This is a genomic window from Terrisporobacter petrolearius, assembly GCF_020748185.1.
Classification (GTDB): domain Bacteria; phylum Bacillota; class Clostridia; order Peptostreptococcales; family Peptostreptococcaceae; genus Terrisporobacter; species Terrisporobacter petrolearius.
This window is the reverse complement of sequence record NZ_JAHZMO010000004.1, coordinates 111791-129814: the sequence shown is the minus strand read 5'-3', so window position 1 is coordinate 129814 and position 18024 is coordinate 111791. Positions and strand designations below refer to the sequence as shown.

At 27.1% G+C, this 18024-nt stretch carries 19 protein-coding genes; 8 read left to right on the top strand and 11 right to left on the bottom strand.

Annotation, left to right across the window (positions count from 1 at the left end; genetic code table 11):
* Positions 1 to 444 precede the first annotated feature (444 nt).
* The 3 genes from K0040_RS04180 (at position 445) to K0040_RS04170 (ending at position 2696) form a co-directional block, all read left to right on the top strand.
* A complete protein-coding gene (locus K0040_RS04180) occupies positions 445 to 933 on the top strand; it encodes a spore coat protein (protein ID WP_228107693.1) in 489 nt (162 codons plus the stop codon).
* A 132-nt stretch (positions 934 to 1065) separates the two neighbouring features.
* Entirely contained in the window at positions 1066 to 1668 is a 603-nt protein-coding gene (locus K0040_RS04175; protein ID WP_228107692.1) for a GNAT family N-acetyltransferase, read from the top strand.
* A 68-nt stretch (positions 1669 to 1736) separates the two neighbouring features.
* Positions 1737 to 2696: a DNA-processing protein DprA gene (locus K0040_RS04170; RefSeq protein ID WP_228107691.1), complete on the top strand. Its 960-nt coding sequence runs from the start codon at positions 1737 to 1739 to the stop codon at positions 2694 to 2696.
* 138 nt (positions 2697 to 2834) lie between these two features.
* Here K0040_RS04170 and K0040_RS04165 read toward each other — a convergent pair whose 3' ends face one another.
* Positions 2835 to 3008 carry a hypothetical protein gene (locus K0040_RS04165; protein ID WP_228107690.1) on the bottom strand — a complete coding sequence of 58 codons (174 nt, stop codon included), beginning with the start codon at positions 3006 to 3008 and terminating at the stop codon, positions 2835 to 2837.
* Between the two features lie 588 nt (positions 3009 to 3596).
* On the opposite strand from K0040_RS04165, the gene K0040_RS04160 reads away from it, so the two are divergent.
* The 3 genes from K0040_RS04160 to K0040_RS04150 all read left to right on the top strand — a co-directional run bounded on the left by K0040_RS04160 (position 3597) and on the right by K0040_RS04150 (position 6334).
* Positions 3597 to 4511, top strand: a complete 915-nt coding sequence (locus K0040_RS04160) for a patatin-like phospholipase family protein (protein WP_228107689.1) — start codon at positions 3597 to 3599, stop codon at positions 4509 to 4511.
* Positions 4512 to 4572: 61 nt separating this feature from the next.
* The gene (locus tag K0040_RS04155; RefSeq protein ID WP_228107688.1) at positions 4573 to 5094 is read left to right on the top strand and encodes a hypothetical protein; all 522 of its coding nucleotides are present in this window, start codon (positions 4573 to 4575) and stop codon (positions 5092 to 5094) included.
* Positions 5095 to 5239: 145 nt separating this feature from the next.
* Positions 5240 to 6334 carry an acyltransferase family protein gene (locus K0040_RS04150; RefSeq protein ID WP_228107687.1) on the top strand — a complete coding sequence of 365 codons (1095 nt, stop codon included), beginning with the start codon at positions 5240 to 5242 and terminating at the stop codon, positions 6332 to 6334.
* 31 nt (positions 6335 to 6365) lie between these two features.
* On the opposite strand, the gene K0040_RS04145 is transcribed toward K0040_RS04150, so the two are convergent.
* The gene (locus K0040_RS04145; protein ID WP_228107686.1) at positions 6366 to 6905 is read right to left on the bottom strand and encodes a hypothetical protein; all 540 of its coding nucleotides are present in this window, start codon (positions 6903 to 6905) and stop codon (positions 6366 to 6368) included.
* A 214-nt stretch (positions 6906 to 7119) separates the two neighbouring features.
* Between K0040_RS04145 and K0040_RS04140 the strand changes: the two genes are divergently transcribed.
* Complete coding sequence (locus K0040_RS04140) at positions 7120 to 7278, top strand: hypothetical protein (protein WP_228107685.1); 159 nt, start codon at positions 7120 to 7122, stop codon at positions 7276 to 7278.
* The gene (locus tag K0040_RS04135; RefSeq protein WP_228107684.1) at positions 7269 to 7406 is read left to right on the top strand and encodes a hypothetical protein; all 138 of its coding nucleotides are present in this window, start codon (positions 7269 to 7271) and stop codon (positions 7404 to 7406) included. Before K0040_RS04140 ends, K0040_RS04135 begins: the two co-directional genes overlap by 10 nt.
* 68 nt (positions 7407 to 7474) lie before the next feature.
* On the opposite strand, the gene ilvA is transcribed toward K0040_RS04135, so the two are convergent.
* The 9 genes from ilvA to dltA form a co-directional block, all read right to left on the bottom strand.
* The gene (ilvA, locus tag K0040_RS04130; RefSeq protein ID WP_228107683.1) at positions 7475 to 8677 is read right to left on the bottom strand and encodes a threonine ammonia-lyase; all 1203 of its coding nucleotides are present in this window, start codon (positions 8675 to 8677) and stop codon (positions 7475 to 7477) included.
* Positions 8678 to 8788: 111 nt separating this feature from the next.
* Positions 8789 to 9535 (bottom strand): TIGR03915 family putative DNA repair protein, encoded by a 747-nt coding sequence (locus K0040_RS04125; RefSeq protein WP_228107682.1) that lies wholly within the window; start codon positions 9533 to 9535, stop codon positions 8789 to 8791.
* 9 nt (positions 9536 to 9544) lie between these two features.
* On the bottom strand, positions 9545 to 10867 hold the full coding sequence (locus K0040_RS04120) for a putative DNA modification/repair radical SAM protein (protein ID WP_228107681.1): 1323 nt from the start codon (positions 10865 to 10867) through the stop codon (positions 9545 to 9547).
* Between the two features lie 263 nt (positions 10868 to 11130).
* Complete coding sequence (locus K0040_RS04115) at positions 11131 to 11505, bottom strand: hypothetical protein (RefSeq protein ID WP_228107680.1); 375 nt, start codon at positions 11503 to 11505, stop codon at positions 11131 to 11133.
* Positions 11506 to 11827: 322 nt separating this feature from the next.
* Positions 11828 to 12799 carry a class 1b ribonucleoside-diphosphate reductase subunit beta gene (gene nrdF, locus K0040_RS04110; RefSeq protein ID WP_228107679.1) on the bottom strand — a complete coding sequence of 324 codons (972 nt, stop codon included), beginning with the start codon at positions 12797 to 12799 and terminating at the stop codon, positions 11828 to 11830.
* A gap of 12 nt (positions 12800 to 12811) precedes the next feature.
* Positions 12812 to 14911, bottom strand: coding sequence for a class 1b ribonucleoside-diphosphate reductase subunit alpha (gene nrdE, locus K0040_RS04105; protein ID WP_228107678.1), 2100 nt, complete (start codon positions 14909 to 14911; stop codon positions 12812 to 12814).
* 192 nt (positions 14912 to 15103) lie between these two features.
* Positions 15104 to 15334, bottom strand: a complete 231-nt coding sequence (dltC, locus tag K0040_RS04100) for a D-alanine--poly(phosphoribitol) ligase subunit DltC (protein ID WP_074916778.1) — start codon at positions 15332 to 15334, stop codon at positions 15104 to 15106.
* An 18-nt stretch (positions 15335 to 15352) separates the two neighbouring features.
* Entirely contained in the window at positions 15353 to 16501 is a 1149-nt protein-coding gene (dltB, locus tag K0040_RS04095) for a D-alanyl-lipoteichoic acid biosynthesis protein DltB (RefSeq protein WP_228107677.1), read from the bottom strand.
* A complete protein-coding gene (gene dltA, locus K0040_RS04090) occupies positions 16501 to 18015 on the bottom strand; it encodes a D-alanine--poly(phosphoribitol) ligase subunit DltA (RefSeq protein WP_228107676.1) in 1515 nt (504 codons plus the stop codon). The genes dltB and dltA overlap by 1 nt, the downstream gene beginning before the upstream one ends.
* Between the last annotated feature and the right edge of the window lie 9 nt (positions 18016 to 18024).

The following is an 18024-nucleotide window of genomic DNA, read 5'->3' as shown; positions in this document are numbered from 1 at the left end:
CTATCTTAGTATCCAATTAATTATGCTTTTGTACTCTTTTAATTTTTTAGGATTAATAAGAGTTTTATAATTTAGTTTTGATTTTTATAACCATTTATAGTCTATATTATTAAGCACAATAAGTTTTTGTTACTATAAACGACAGAATTTTTATTTTATTTTAGAAAAAATTTTTCCACTACAAGAAAATCTAATACTTTTTAGAACGAAAAAAGACTAAGTAATATTTTTACTTAGTCTTTTCCTGCAATATCTTAATTAGAAACCGAGAATATAAATAAAATCAAGAATAAAAAATAAAGGTTTTACATTCTTAATTATATCCTTATATATTTATATTATACTCTTGAATAATAAATTTTATAATAAAAGTAAATATTATGAGATAAGTAGAATAAATTTTGCTCAATTATACAAACTAAAACTAAAAGTGGAGGTGTTATTATGGTAAATTTAACTACAAAAGAAAGACTTTTACTTGAAGATGAAAAAAGTCATGAAACTTTATGTGTTTCAAAGTATAATGATTATTCTAAAAGAGCTAAGTGTCAAGAACTAAAACAATTATTTTCTTCTTTGGCTCAAAAAGAACAAGAACATTTAGATTCCATTAATCAAATATTAAATGGTACAGTACCAAATGTTAATTCTGGTAACCAAAACAGTCAAAATCAACAAATGCAGCAAGATAGCACACTTTCAATGCCTAATATGGTAAATAATGTATCTAGTGGTACATATGATGAAAATGATAAAATGTTATGTCAAGATACTTTATCTACTGAAAAATATATTTCTGCTACATATAACACAGCTATATTTGAAGTTAAAGATAAAAATATCAGACAAGTTTTAAATCATATTCAAAAAGAAGAACAAGAACATGGAGAACAAATTTATAATTATATGAATCAACATAACATGTATAATTAGACAATTATTTGTAAAATACCGTAATAAATGCATTTTTATTACGGTATTTTTTTATTTTATTCTATTCTTATTGCTTATTCTATTATTTTTCATTACACTTTTAATAAATAATAGATATAAGAAGGTGTATATATGAATGAATTTGTTATAAGATTTGCTGAGAAGAATGATGCAAAAGCAATTTTAAAAATCTACGCACCTTATGTAATTAGCACATCAATAACATTTGAGTACGCAGTACCTACCATTGATGAAATCCGTAGTAGAATTGAAAAAAGTAGAGAAAACTATCCTTATATTGTGTGTGAATTAAATAATCAAGTTATAGGGTATGCATATGCTAATAGATATATGGCGCGAGATGCTTATAATTGGAATGTGGAGCTTTCTATTTATGTTGACAAGAAATACACTCATAGAGGTGTTGGCAGAGGATTATATACTTGTATTTTGCAAATTTTAGCTCACCAAAATATAAAAAATGTTTATTGTAAAATAACTAGTCCAAATGATAGTAGTATTAAATTTCATGAATTCTTTGGTTTTAAAAAACTAGGATTATATCCAAATTGTGGTTATAAACTTGGTAAATGGCATGATATTATGATTATGGGGAAAAGTTTAGGGAAATATAAAGAACCTCCAAAACCATTTATAAATATAAATGATGTATCCAATGATATTTTGGCAGGTATATTAAGCGTAGTATCAACAATAGTTAATAATAGAACTTAATATAAATGAAATCATTTCCTATTAAAATTTATGTTAATTTGAGAAACTAATTTAATAGGAGTGTTATTATGTCAAAAACAGAATTAATTTTAACTTTACTTAATATAAATAAAATTGGTAAAAAAACAATTAATAAATTAATACTTAACCCTTTGCCATCATCTATTAATTCTTTTGAGATTTTTAATTTTATTATTAAAAACCTTCCAAGTTATAAATTAAATTTAAACATACAAGATGTAATATTGGCAAAAAATAAAAGTTTAAGTATTATTAATCATTGTGAAAAAAATAATATAAAAATAATGACCATTTTAGACGAAGATTTTCCTATAAAACTTAAAGTTATTGAAAATAACCCTGTAATTATATTTTATAAAGGAAATAAGTCTTGTATTATTGAAAATAAATCTGTAGCAATTATAGGAACTCGACGTCCCACATTAGAAAGTGAAAAAATAACTAGAAATCTTGCTGAAATATTTTCAAATAAAAATTATATAATTGTCAGTGGTCTGGCTCATGGCATAGATTATAATGCACATATCTCTACGGTAAAAAATCACAATAAAACAGTAGCAGTTTTACCTAGTGGAATATCAAATATTTATCCATCTAATCATAAGCTTTTATGTGAAGAAATACTTTACAATAATGGATGTATTGTGAGTGAGTATTTTCCTCTGGAAAAACCTTACAAAAATCATTTTGTAGAAAGAGACCGTTTACAAAGTGCTCTCTCTTTAGGTGTAATAGTTGTAGAATGTGAGACCAATAGTGGAACTATGCATACTGTAAATTTTGCAAAAAATCAAAATAAAATAATCTGTTGCTATAAACATAATAGTATGAATTGTAGATGTAGAAGTGGGAATATGAAATTACTAGAAGATAAAAATACAATAATAATTGATAATAGTTATAATATAAACAAAATAGAAAATATATTTATAGATGGACTAAACCAGGTAGATACTAGGATTCAGGGTAATAAAATATTAAAAGAACAGATTTTTTTTAATTTTTAACAATTAATCTTATTGTGAATTGTTAAAAATTAGACTACAATTACTAGTAAGTAATTTATTAATGGTACTTCATACAATATTTACTATTATTAAATTATTTCTCCTTGTATTATTATATTTCTAAAACAGGCTCATAAATTATGAGCCTGTTTTTGTTTTTCTTATTTCCATATCCCTTTCTATTAAATTTTTCACATAGGAGCTTATTCCGTATTGATTCTTTATATCTTCCAAAAGATAATTGTATAAAGTTAGATCTCTATAATTTTCTTTAAAACTAATTGTTACTTTTATGCTCTGATTTTTGCTCAAACTTTCACCTTCTTTTCTAAAATTTATATAATAACTAGGAAAAATAATTATATATTACTATTTATTCAAATTTTCATAAAAAATAACTTAAAAAACACCTATACATGTCCTTTTTTAATAAATTTTCCTTGTTAAAGAAATATAGAAAAAAGCACCAAATGCATAGGTGCATAAGGTGCTAAATTATTATAATTGTATTAGAATGTGGGGGATTTCACACATTTTAATATCTGTTCAATAGTTAAAATAACTAGGTTTATATATAATATTCTGTTTCTAATAAATAATTCCTTTTTTATTTTATATTTTGTTAACCAATTAACTAAAGTATACAGAATTCTTATTAAATTTAACAGTTTTAGTTTTTTTGTATGATATAAATATTTATTACAGATTATTATATTTTAGATATAGGTGATATTATATCCTACTAGGAATTATTATATAATATTCATAAAAATTGATACAAAGTTTCTCCAAGAATTTTTAACACTTTCATTATAATATTTATCATCTTTATATTAATCTACATATTATGTATTGTACCAAATTCTATAGGTACTAATTTAATATTGGTGGTGAATAATAATGTATGCAGATTTAGTTTGCAAAGGTGGGGGTGTTAAAGGAATAGCTCTTGTGGGTGCTCTTTCTTTTTTTGAAGAAGAAGGATATATATGGAAAAGGGCTGCAGGTACATCAGTTGGAGCAATTGTTGCTTCCTTAGTAGCTGTTGGTTATAGTGCCAGTGAAATAAGCAATATTATGTTTTATTTGGATTATAATAAGTTTGCAGATAAAAATAAATTACAATCTATTCCTTTATTCGGACCTATCGCTTCTCTATTTGTTTCCAAGGGCCTACACGCAGGAGATTATGTAGAAAATTTTTTAACAGAAAAATTTGAAAGAAAAGGAAAAAAATATTTTAGAGATATTTATGTTAATGGTGAAAGTAAATTAAAGGTTATTGCAACAGATGTTACTCGCCATAAATTAATTACCTTGCCTGATGACCTAGTTGAGTACAATATAAATCCACTTGATTTTGAAATAGCAAAAGCTGTTAGAATGAGCCTTAGTATACCATTTTTCTTTGAACCAGTAATTTTATATAGTGGAAAAACTCCTTGTTATATTGTTGATGGCGGACTTTTGAGCAACTTCCCTATTTGGATTTTCGATGTAAAACGTAAGCCAAGATGGCCTACATTTGGTTTGAATTTATATAATAATGTTGAAAAACCAAGCAAAAATCAAAATGGATTTATTCCCTATTCAATAGATGTAATAGAAACAAGTCTTGCAACAAGCGAGGAAGTATATTTTAAAGATTGTGATGCAGTTAGAATTGTCAATATTCCAACCTTAGGTATCGATACTACAGATTTTGATATATCTAACGAACAAACCAAAGCTTTATATAACTCTGGATATTTTTCAGCTAAATCCTTCTTGAAAAATTGGGACTTTAATACTTATCTTAAATATTATCGTTTATAAATCTTATTTTGTAAATCTTTTGAAAAGCTCATCATAAAATATACTAGGGGGTGTAACGTCAATGAAAGAAGAGTTTAATGACTATAATAAAAATTATAATCACTTATTAAAAAACCTCTGCAATATATTAAAAGAGCGCAGTAATAAAGAAAGCTCTTATGCTACTTTTCTACAAACAGAATTAGTAAATGTAGGTGTAGATGAGTATTTTCCATTTAATATGACTGAAATATTTAATGAAGATATCCTTCTTGTTAGTCCTACAACTATAAAAGTCAATAAATCTGGTGTATATCATATAATATATAAGATTCCAGTTAATATAGAGGGTAAGAAAGACCCTATTGAACAAAGTATAGGTCTATATGTTAATAATATTCTACAAAAGAACATCCAAAGAATCTTTGGGGTTGTAGATCCTAGTAATAAAAATTGTATGTTTATTATTGGTGATGATATAGTTTATATTTGTGAAAATGCTATCCTTAAATTAAAAAACAATAGCTTTTCCAATAGTAAAACTATTGATAGTTTTACCAATGAAGGATGCCCTGCAAGTTTAAATATTGTTAAAATTGGATAAATAAAATGGCTGGAAGAATTATCTTTCAGCTTTAATATTTTCTAATTTATTATTATTAATTTATAAATACATGTGACTAAATTTATGGTAAAGTAAAATAAATAGCAAGAATGTTTTGTAACTTATTATAAATTTGGAGGGCTGGATGAGAAGATATGAAATAGACTGGATTAGAAACATAAGCATACTCATGCTTTTTGTTTATCATACTTGCGCTATATTTTGTAAATTTGGGGATTTTTATATTATTTCACAAGAAAAGAACTTTTTTGCAAACATAATAATTTTATTATTATTTACATGGTATATGCCTATGCTATTTTTCCTCGCAGGAGCTTCCACATATTTTTCCTTTGAGCGTAGAAATATGAAGGAATATATAGTAGAAAGAATTAAAAAGCTTCTTGTACCACTTTTATTTGGACTTATATTTTTAGTACCACCACAAACTTATTTGGCAAGAGTTTGGCGTGGTGAAGTAAACTTGAATTATTTTAGTCACTTAGGTTTCTTTTTTTCAAACGTAACTGATTTTACAGGCTATGATGGAGCTTTTACCCCTGCTCACTTATGGTTTATACTATATTTATTTGTTGTTTCTATCTTGGGCGGAATTATTTTATCTTTAGTTTTTAAAAAGGAAAAAGGAATAAATATAGTTCATTTCTTAAAAAAGGCTTTTGTAAATAAATTTAGTTTTATATTTTTATTGATGCTTGGAATGTGTAGCGACTTGTTTCCAGGTATAATGGGAAAAAGCATAGTAGGATGTTTATTAATTTTCTTGCTAGGTTATATTGTTTATGAAGATGATACACTTTTAGAAAAATTAATAAGTCATCGCTTTCAGTATTTAATTGCCCTTATTTTTTTCGGAATTTGTGGTGTAACTTATACATTATTACTTAGACCAGAAGATAGTAATTTAACAGTATGGATTATTGATAGTATTTTAAAAAACGGTGTTTTAATATCTGCAATTTGTACAGTTATAGGTTTTAGTAGTGTTCATTTTAATAAAAATAATAAACTTCTAAGGTTCTTAAATAAGCGTACTTTTCCAATTTATATTATTCATCAACCTATTTTATTAGTTCTTGCAATTTTAATTGTACCTACAGTTAAATCTACTGCTTTATCCATAGGACTAATAATAATTTTTTCAGCAATTTTAACATTTATTGGTTATGAAATTTTATACAGAGTTAAGATTTTTAACTTTGTTTTAGGCATGAAATAAGCAAAGGACAGCTATATAGCTGTCCTTTAAATTATTGAATTAAGAATTCATCTAAAATTTTCACTAATTTTTCTTCCAGGTCTCCACAATAATCAACATTTCTTATCCTAGGTTGAGAAATTTCTCCTCCATGTTCAAAATCTACTGGATGAACCACTATTTCTTTTTCCTCTAAATCAATTAATAAGCCAACCAAATTATCCACATTCAAACTTAAGTCTCCTATATCCTTTACAGTGTTATCATCTTCATAAATATCACCCATATAGTGATTTAATACGTATTTTTTACCATTAATAAGTTCTATTTTTTCTGCTCCTTCATAGGTTTTTCCAACAACAAAATGAAGTGCATACTCTCCATTATATAATAACTCTTCATAATCTTTTTCCTCATTTATATTTTCGTAATCCTCATCAAATATAATTACGTCCATATAATCTCTATCTACTAAGCAAACCCTTGATATATAATGAGGATAATTAAAAAGTAATTCCTCTATATTTTCATTATAGTAATGTATGAAGTTTTTCATATTAAATTCGTCTTTTTTAAATCTAAGTATTTCCATGGTATTCCCTTTCTTAACAATTACAAATATTTCAACTCAATTTAAACAACGAATTATAATATACCATAAACAACGGTATTTGACTATATATCATCTTATCTTTTTATGATTTTTATAAAAACTATTGGGCTGCTATTATAATATTTATTTTTTGTGAAAACTATTCAAATACATTATTAATATATTGTAATATTTGATTATATTTAATACTACAATGTTTCCTGTAATTTTTTTTATTACAGGAAACATTGCTGAAAATCCTGATACATCTCTTTTACGAGGTGTCCCAGCTATAGGACTAGTTGTTCTTGTGATCTTTTCTTGGACTGCTCAAAATGGAACTGAAGAAATATTCTCAATAGGATGGAGCTAACTAGTATAGGCGCTAAGTATAACAAGGTACTAGCAATTATTGTTACATCTTTGTTTTTTCAGTACTTCACTTCAGGAGAAGTTACAATAATAATACTTCTTTATAAAAAGTCTTGGTTTGAAGATTAAATCTATAAAGCGACTAAATATTATTATTTAGTCGCTTTAATTTATTTATATTTTATACGATTTATTTATTATTTAATTTCAAAACCGCCATCACTTATTGCTTTTTTAATTTTTTCTATATGCTCAAGGTCAAATGTTTCTAAAATCATATGAGCATTTAATCTACCAATTTCATTTATTGAAGATAGATTTGCTGTTATTATATTTGCATCTAATCCACTTAGTATTCCAGTAAGTTCAGAAAGTCCTCCTGGTTTGTCTTGTATATCTGTGTTAAATGAAAAACGTCTACCACTTTTATTTAGACCTATTGCTATTATCCTATTTAAAGTATTAACGTCTATATTACCACCTGAAATTATACAAATAACATTCTCATCTGCTTTTGGTTTGTATTTTCCACTTAGTATTGCTGCTGTTGTAACCGCTCCTGATCCTTCTGCCACAACTTTTTGGTTTTCCATTAAGAATAAAAGGCCTTCTGCTATTTCCCCTTCTTCCACAAGAACCACTTCATCTACTAATTCTTTTGCTATATCAAAGGTTTTATCTCCTACAGTCTTAACTGATATACCATCTGCCACAGAAGTTGCTTTAAATGCTGTTGTTACCTTACCTTCTTTTATTGATTCGTACATAGATGGAATATTTGCTGTTTGTACACCAATTATTTTAACATTAGGGTTTAGGGCTTTTGCTGCCACTGCCACCCCAGAGATTATTCCTCCTCCGCCTATTGGGCAAAGTATAGTGTCCACTTTATTGTTCATTTGTTCAAAAATTTCTAAGGCTATTGTTCCTTGTCCTGCTATAACATATTCGTCGTTAAATGGATGAAGAAATGTTGCACCACTTTCTTTTTGTAACTCTACTGCTTTTGCATAGGCATCATCATAAACGATTCCTTCTAATACCACATTTGCTCCATAAGATTTTGTTGCTGTTACCTTAGCAAGGGGTGCCGTTGAAGGCATTACTATAGTTGCTTCTATGTCGTTCATTTTTGCACTTAGCGCAACACCTTGGGCATGATTTCCTGCACTTGATGCTATAACACCTTTAGATTTTTCCTCTTCTGTAAGATTTGCTATTTTATTAGAAGCCCCTCTCACTTTAAAAGATCCAGTTTTTTGAAGATTTTCGCATTTATAATAAATATTTGCTCCAGTCATTGTACTAAGTTTAGTACTTTCAAGTATATCTGTCTTTTTTACTATATCTTTTATTGTTTCTTGTGCTTTTTGTATATCTTGTAAGGTTACCTTTGTCATTATGATTCACTCCCAGCTGTATAAATAATTAGTAAAATATGATAAATCTAATCATACATGTTTATTTTTGCACTATTTTTAATTTTATATACTTGTCAGAAAATCTATTAATTACTTATTATTAACTTCAACAATATTATTCCAATATCTAGTTGGCATCATTCTCTTTTGAAGTTTAGGATTTTTACGTTCTTCTATATTCACTGATTTAAAATATTGCTTCCACAAGTTTTCATACTCACCTTTGTCATCACTATTTATTAAAATATTCTTTTGATCTTTTGATAAATTAGTTAAATAATAATCTTCTTTATCATAAATAAGAGCAGTATCTCTTTTTACGTCATGAATTATAAAGTTTTCATTTGAAAGTCTTTTTTTAAAATGACTTCCAAGTATGGGAAGTATGTTGTAATCTGGGTTTATGGAAGCATATAAAATATTATTTATTTCTTTAAATCTAACAAAACCTGTAAGTCTATGACGTTCATATGATACCTTGTTACTTATTTTGTCCATATTTAAAACTATATCATTATTTATATGTAATTCCACATCTTTTCCAAATTTAAATCCAATTTTCAAGTAATTATAAATCAAATTGGAACTTTCCTTTGTTTCAGATAAAAATACATAATATATTTTATTTAGTAAATCTTTTGATATTTTATTTATTATGGCATTATAAACTTTTTCAAATTTAATAGAATTACTTTTTATTGTAATAACTTCGTCGATTAAATTTTCTTCATATACTATTTTACTGTAAATAGCCTCTGGCTTTCTGCTTGAGTAATAAGCATCATAAACGGCAGATAGCAAGCCTTCAAAAGTTGGTTCATGTAAAAATACTCTCATAAATTCCTCCTATAATTCTCCTATTACCGAAGAAAAAATATCATCTACTTTTAATATGGCCGGCGAATAATAAAATCCAGGCATATTAAAGAAATTTAGTTGCTCTCCTTTGCTTTCTAATATATTTAAGTCTTCTTTAGGAGCTAATTTATCTCTTATAAGTGGTTCATCAAAGGATACATCTCCATAGTATTTTCCATTACAAGTTATGAAATACTGTGCTCTTTTTAGAACCACACCTATTTTTTTTAAATCTTCAAAGGTAATATTTGAAACTTTACGTATAGCCATTATTCTTTGAACAGATTTTTCACCTATACCTGGAATTCTAAGCAGCATTTCTCTAGGTACTTTATTTATTTCTAGTGGAAATGTATGAATATTTTTCAAAGCCCAATTAGTTTTAGGATCAAAGTTTATATCAAAATTGGGGTTTTCTTCACTTAATAATTCCTTTGCGTTAAATCCATAAAATCTAAGAAGCCAGTCTGCTTGATAAAGCCTATGCTCTCTTAGTGTTGGTGGATTTTTAATTTCTGGTAGTCTTTTATCATTTGTTACTGGCACAAAAGCGGAGTAATAAACTCTTTTTAAGTTCATCTTTTCGTATAAACTTTCACTTAGAGTTAGTATTTTCAAGTCACTTTCTGGCGATGCCCCCACTATTAATTGTGTACTTTGGCCTCCAGGCACAAAGCTTGGAGCATTTTTAAATCTTTTTATTTCATTTTTATTTTGAATAATTTTATTACTAATATTTTTCATTGGCGATAAGATTTTATTTTTATCTTTATCTGGTGCTAATATTTTTAGACTTTCTGATGATGGAAGTTCTATATTTACACTCATTCTATCAACTAGAAGTCCTGCTTTATCTATTAGATTTTGGTCTGCTCCAGGTATGGCCTTTAAATGTATGTATCCATTGAAGTTATGCTCAATTCTAAGTTTATAAACTGTTTCGTACAATTTCTCCATGGTGAAGTTGGCACTTTTCACTATGGCCGAGCTTAGAAATAGGCCTTCAATATAATTTCTTTTATAAAAATTTATAGTTATATCACATATTTCGTCTGGTGTAAATGTGGCTCTTGGAAAATCGTTGGAAGTTCTACTTACACAGTAACTGCAGTCGTAAATGCACACATTACTCATTAAAATTTTGAGAAGAGATACGCATCTTCCATCTGGTGTAAATGAATGACAAATACCACTTACACAAGCATTTCCTATACCACCTTTTTTATTTTTTCTGTTACTTCCACTTGACGAACAAGACACATCGTATTTTGCTGCTGACGATAATATTTCAAGCTTTCTTTGTAAATCCAAAACCTCACCTCCTTAAAAATATGAACCCTAGATTAATAAATAACTTTTATCAAATATATATTCCATTTTCTAAGAACATACGTTCATTATCTATTATTATAGAATTATTTCATTATTTTTTCAATGGTAATATGTGATAATTACATAAAAAAGCAATTACTTTAAATATAATTTTCTAAAGTAATTGCTTTTTTATTTTTAATATATGTAAATTGCAAATCTTATTAATTTGTTTATTGAAATTAAAATAAATTAATAAATAATCACGACTCTGTAAAACTTTCAATAGTTATATACATAAATCCTATTTTGTGGTAACGAATACACGTGGACTTATTAACTAACCACCCATTATAACCTTCTACCCCGTTACCTGCATTCCACTCACTGTATGCCAGTGCTTTTGGCTTAACATTATAACGTGTTTCTACAAAAGTTCCTTTATTAGTATTAAGTATTTTTGATGAATTTATCTGATAATCACTTAAGGAACCTTGCTTATCTAAATAATTACTACTTATTTTGTCTGAAATATTTTCGTCAGAAAAAATGAATGCTGGTTTAAATATTAAATATAAGTTCATAGTAATAAAAATTAATATTATTAGTATGATTTTATATTTATTTTGCATCTTCATTCAAATATTACCCCCTTTAATTTCAATAAGTTCCCCTTTTAGGTTAATAATCTGATTAGTGTATTTTCAATAGAAAGATAAGTTTATTTATTATCATTCTTTGGCCTGTTTTAATATTGTTTCATTTTATTTGATAGATAATTTTCCCCTTTATTTATATTTCTATTTTTATACATATAAATACAATATTCATTAAGTTGTCACTATAGAATTATAGCATAATTTACCACTTATTCTTAATAAGAATTAAAAATATATAATTCTTAATTAATAATTAAGAATGAAGTACCCTATAAAATTAATTCTATAAGGTACTTTTTTCTTATATTATAAAGTCTTCGTCTTTTAGTTCTTCGTATATTCCCTTTTGATATCCATTACCTTTTGTGGAGAAGAAATCATGTGTTTTAGTTTCTGTACTTAAGCCATTTAAAACTATTGGGTTTACAGGTTTTACTTGGTAGTAATCTTCAAATCCTAAATTTTCAAGTGCTCTATTGGCATTATATTGTAAGAAGTTTATAACCTCTTCTTCTAAGTTGCTGTCTTTGTAAATAAGCTTCGTATATTCTATTTCATTATCCATAAGGCTGTTGAAAATTTCATACATCTGATTTTTTAATTCCATTTTTTCTTCTTTATTAAAGCTTTCAAATTTTTCTTTTGCGAGAAATCCTATATACTTTCCATGTAGTGATTCATCTCTTAGAATAAGTGATATTATCTCTCCACTTGATACCATTTTTCCTTGGCCTGCCAAAAATAGGGGATAAAAAAATCCTGAATAAAATAGAAAACTTTCTAAAAATACACTTGTTACCATGGATAAATATAAACTTTTTTCATCATTTGTATTTTCATATTGCTCTAAAATTAACTCTGCTTTTCTTTGTAGAGTTTTTTCTTCTTCTATCCATTCAAATAATTCATCTATTTCTCTATTTGATAGTAGAGTTGTAAATATTGATGAATAACTTTTCGCATGTATTTCTTCCATAGTTCCCATAAATGAAAGTACGGCCTTTCTTTGAAGGTTATCCGTTAAACTCATCATGGAAGGTATTCCGTTATTTCCTTGTTTTGTATCAAGTAGTGTTAAACCGGCTAAAACTTTTTTATATAAGTCTTTTTCTCTTTCACTTAGTTCATTCCAAACTTTTAAATCTTTTGATACAGAAATTTCTTCTGGAAGCCAAAACTGCTTTACATTTTGTTCCCAAAAGGCTTGTGTAAAGTTGTCATCTTCTTTGTTCCAGTTTACTGCTTTGTGTATTTTATTTAAAGTAAATGTCATAATTATCTCTCCCTATACAGAACACATTAGACATTCATTATCATCTCTTGTCATTTTTGTTCTTGTGTAATATAAACTTTTTAAACCTTTTTTATAAGCATAAATATAATATCTTGCTATATCTCTAGTTGTTTTGTCATCTGTTACAAATAATGTTGTAGATATTCCTTGGTCCACATGACTTTGGGCTGCTGCTACTATGTCTATAACCTTTCTCATATCAATTCTATAAGCTGATTGATAGTAAAGCATATTTTCATTAGTTAAAAATGGCATAGGATAAATTGTTGTTGAATCTCCATAAGTTCTAACTTCCACTGGCTCTGTTATTGGCATTATGCTACTTGTGGCATTTTGCACGTAGCTAATGCTTTGTGTTGGTGCTATGGCTGTTAAATAAGCATTGTATATACCATTTTCTTTTACTTCATCTAATAACTTTGACCAGTCTTTTCTAGTCGGAATATAAATACCTTTAAATAATTCTTTTATTTTATCAGTCTTTGGTAAATAATTTTCATTATAATATTTTGATAAAACTTCACTGTCTTTACCTTTTACATATTCTGATTTTTCAAATCCAACAAAAGTTTCTTTTCTTTTTATTGCTATATTCATAGATGCTTTTATGGCATAAAATCTTATCATGGCAAAAAATACATTACAAAAGTCCAGAGCTTCTTTCGAAGTATAAAGTATATTTTCTCTAACTAAATATCCATGTAAGTTCATTACTCCAAGGCCTATGGAATGTGATTTATCATTACCATTTTTCACCGTTGGAACTTGTTTTATATTAGTTTTATCTGAAACAAAAGTTAAGGCTTTTATAGCTGTTTCCACTGTTTTTTCCACATCTTTATTGTCCATAACATTCGCTATATTTAATGATCCTAAGTTACAACTTATATCTTGTCCCCATATGTTTTCTTCTGCATAACCTTTTATGTTTGAAGGTGTTTGATATTGGAATATTTCACAACATAAATTTGACATTTTTATAAGTCCTAAATCTTTTAAAGTATGTTCTTTGTTTGCTGTATCTATAAAAACAACATAAGGATAGCCACTTTCTTGTTGCATCTGTGCTATTTTAGTAAGCATCTGTCTAGGATTAATTTCTTTTTTTCGTATATCCCTATCTTCTACAAGCTTGTCATACCATTCATCCATTTTCATCTCATCTAAGTGAATTTTATACTTTTTGTATACACTGTATGGATAAAAGGCGTAAACTTTCTCATTTTTTTCTGCTAATTCCATAAATTTGTTATGAATTATGGCACCTAAAGATAAAGTAGTTAATCTTATTTTTTCATCTGCATTTATTTTCTTTGTGTCCATTAATAATTCAAAGTCTGGATGGAATACACTTAAATAAACTGCTCCTGCTCCTTGTCTAGCTCCCATTTGATTAAAGTAACTAAATGATTGCTCAAGCATTTTTGCAACACCCACAGGCCCTCCTGCGGCTCCCTCAATTCCTTTTATAGGATCTCCGCATGCTCTTAGTCTACTTAAATTTAAAGCTACTCCTCCGCCTATTTTAGATAAATGGTTGGCAGAAGATATGGCATAAGAAATTCCCTCTGTACTATCTTCCACTGAAAGCAAAAAACAAGATACCATCTCCCCTGCTCTTGATCTTCCTGCATTTAAAAATGTGGGAGTAGCTGGCTGAAACTCTTGTTTTATTAATTTATCTGCTAAACTTAAAGTTAAATCTTCATCTCCATCACCTAGAGCTAATGATACTATTAAAACCTTATCATTGTATGTTTCTAATATGATTTTGTTATCGTCACTTTTTAGAGCATAGTTTTGATAAAATTTATTAGCACTCATATAAGATTGGAATTTAAAATCACAATTTTTTATATGGTTGTAAATCTTTTCTATAAAGTCCATTGTATATTTATTTATTACTTCTTTGTTATAATAATTATTTTCTATTAAATAATTTAATCTTTCTTCTATATTTTTGAATTTTTTTAACCTTTTATTTACATATTCATTTAAATAACTTTCTAAAGCTTCTCTGTCTTTCTCTAATTGGTATTTTCCTTCTTCGTCTTTTATTATGACTTGGTTGTTAAGTTCTATCCAGTTCATCTCTACCTTCCTTTTATAAGCTTGATTATATGTATTTTTTAAGTAAAACACACTATATATAGTTATTAATATCATTTTCGATACCACATATAGTATATACACAATTTATTATTACTTTAAACTTTTTTATTAAAAATAAATCATAAACAAAAAAAAGGTGTATCAAATTTATTGATACACCTTTAAGTAATGTTATTTTCTGTTTTCTAAGAATTTAACTAAGTTATTTACTGTTGCCATGTCACTTCTTTCTAAGTCTGTTGGTTGAAGTGCTATACCAAGTCTATCTTCTATCTCAACTAAAACTTCTATTATAGCTAGTGAATCTAAAAGTTCTGCTTCAAATAAATTCATATCTAAATCATCTCTTATTTCATCACATTCTAATACGTCTTCAAATATACTTATAACTGTTTCTTGCATAATCTATCCTCCTAATATTTAAGCGAAATGTCCTGAGAATATTAACAATCCAAAACATGCTATATGGAATGTTATAACTATTTGTACAATCTCAAACCATTTTTCTTTCTTGTGTTTTTTATAAAACGTTGATTTTTTCTGATATATATCAGTACCTACAAGCACTAGACCTTGGTACAAACCGTATAGGATATAATACCATGTAAGTCCATGCCAAACCCCCATAACACCCATTGTAATCATCTGAGATACATGAGAAGCTGTAGCTCTTTTTTTGAATTTTTTACTTCTAATAAACCCAATAGTAAATCTAGAAAATATATAATCACCAAACCATCTTGATAAACTTATATGCCATCTTGTCCAAAATTCTTTCATGTCTTTACTGATAAATGGTTTATTAAAGTTGTCTGGTGCATGTATTCCAAAAATATAACTAGTCCCTACTGCAAATAAACTATATCCTCCAAAGTCAAAGAATAAGTACAAGCTGTAAGCATACATGTAGTTTATAGCATTTGCAAAAGTTAACTCTGATGATATGTGACCCATCCAAAGTATGTTTATTAAAAATGCTATTACAAATTTATATCCAATTCCCATAAATATTTTTTTAATTCCTGGGATTAAATATTCGTTTATATATTCTTCTCTTGGTATTTTTTTCTCTAACTCTTGTTCAAATCTTCTAGATCTATCTATAGGACCAGAACTTAGTGTAGGGAAAAATAATACAAAATAAAGCATGGTACAAATATTAACTTCCTTTATTGCTCCATCGTAAATTTCTATGACCATTTGTATCGTTCTAAAGTTCAAATAAGATATTCCTATAAATCCTATAACTCCTAAAGATGTTAATGGTGAAATTTTATTTACTATTATTGGAAGCATTGAAGAAAATAAAAATAATCTATATACAAGTTTGCTATCTGTTTTCTTTCTTACATATTCATATCCTTTAACTACTATTACTTCCCATATTATAAATCCTATTAAATATGAAAGTCTAACATTTACACCTACAATTAATATTATCATGAAAACTGTTGCTAACATACCATAATATTTTATATTTTTTTCTCTAAGTCCTAAAACTATTGCAGGTATTGCAGTTAATAGTAGTATATAAAGATAAAAATAATCTCCATATTGTGAAAAAGTCATTAATTTTCCTCCATAAGTTTCTTTCTATCTATTTTTCCATTTGTATTTGTTGGAAAGTCTTCTATAATTTTTATAGTTCTTGGTACCATATATGAAGGAATATATTTATTTAGCTCTTTCTTTATCGCTATACCTTTTTTCATATTACTTAGTTCATTATCTATTTTTAACTGAACAATTCCTTTTAGATAAGCAATTTTTTCGTCTTTGTACACAGGTATAACTATTGCATTATTTACATTTTCAACTTTTCTTAAATTACTTTCAATATCTTCAATTTCTATTCTAAATCCATTTAATTTTATTTGAAAGTCTACTCTACCACAGTAGTATATATTGCCATTTAACATATATCCTTTGTCACCTGTTTTATAGGCTCTATGTTTAACGTTGTCTATTTCATCATAGAAAAATGATTCATTTGTTTTTTCTTCGTTGTTAAAATATCCTTTTGAAACAGAAGGCCCTATTATGATAATTTCACCTTTTTCTCCTTCTTCAACTTCATTTCCATTATCATCTACTATTTTTATTTTGCAATTTGACATAGGATATCCAACAGGAAGACTTTTCTCATCATTTATTAATTCATAAGACATATCATTTACACTAACACCAACTGTAGCTTCTGTTGGTCCATATCCATTTATTACTCTTGTATTTGGGAATCTATCTAGTAATTCCTTAGCTAAGCTTTTAGGAAGAGTCTCTCCTATAAATATCATTGATTCAAGCTTTTCTAACATGTTACTATCAAAATCTTTTTCTGTTGTACAAACACCTGCAAAAGATGGCGTAGAAACCCATACAGCCATATTTGATCTTTTTAATTGGCTGAATAATTCTTTGTAATCAGCTAATACTTTCTTTGATAAAGAGAATAAAGTTGCTCCATGTACTAGTGCTGGATATATGGAAGTTACTGATAAATCAAAAGAATATGCTGCTTGATTCATTATTACTTTTTCGCTTCCATCAATTTTTAAATATGGGCTTATCCAGCTTACAAAACTATCTAAGTTGTTTGAACTTATTTGTACGCCCTTAGGCTTTCCTGTGCTTCCCGAAGTAAATAATATATAGGCATTTTCGTCGCCTTTTACCCAGTTTTCTTTTCCTAAAGTTTTGTTTTCATATTTTTTTATTATTTCTTTTAGTCTATCTTCGTTTATTACATTTAAATCTCCAAAGTCTGTTTCATCACTAAAGTTAAATAATACCTTAGGTGAAACTTCTTTTGTAATGTCAAATACTCTGTCCATCGGTAAGCTTATATCTAGTGGTACATAAGCTCTACCCGATTTTAAAGCACCTATCATACATGGCATTATCATATTTTCTTTGTTTCCATATATAACTATAGGTATATCTTTTTCTTTATGTATATCTTTTAAGTATAGAGCAATTGCTTCTGAATACTTTTCTAAATCATTGTACGTAAGTTTTTCATCATTGCATATTAATGCAATTCTATCTGTAGTTGAATATTTTTTTATTCCTTCTATAATTTTCATGTGAAATCT